Raw genomic sequence first — 516 nt, 5'->3', positions numbered from 1 at the left:
CTCTTTTGGAGCAGTGTCATATTCTCCATGCACATTTTCTAATTTGCCATCTTTCCAAGGATAATTTCTTGCCACAGGTGTCAATATAATTGGAATGGCTCCTTTTTCCCTAGCTTGGCTTACAAATAATCTTAAAAACTCCTTAAAACCCTCAATATTTACGTAACGCTCGTGTTTATCAACAGCTGCATCATTATGTCCAAATTGCATAAGAACAATATCGCCTTTTTTTAAATTATCATATACAGCTCTCCATCTTCCTTCTTGAAAAAATGTTCTAGTACTTCTTCCTCCTCTTGCTCTGTCATCTACAATAACGCTATCAGAAATGATTAAAGGTTTTAATTTTTGGACACTATCAAAAACCATGAAAGATTGGAAAACTTGCCCCCAACCAGTCATTGGAAACCTTGTTTTATAATAATCTTTCCCTTTTTCATAATCTCCAGAATAATCTGCCATAGTTGAATCACCAATCAAATATATTTTGGTAACCTTTTGATTCTTATTCTCATG

At 33.9% G+C, this 516-nt stretch carries 1 pseudogene; it reads right to left on the bottom strand.

Going from position 1 to position 516, the window contains the following annotated elements:
• Positions 1-462 (bottom strand): annotated as a pseudogene (locus IU405_RS14555) (esterase); the annotation flags it as partial.
• Between the last annotated feature and the right edge of the window lie 54 nt (positions 463-516).

Origin of the sequence: Polaribacter sp. BAL334 (assembly GCF_015767435.1) — a bacterium.
Taxonomy (GTDB): domain Bacteria; phylum Bacteroidota; class Bacteroidia; order Flavobacteriales; family Flavobacteriaceae; genus Polaribacter.
This window is presented reverse-complemented; position numbering and strand designations above follow the sequence as displayed.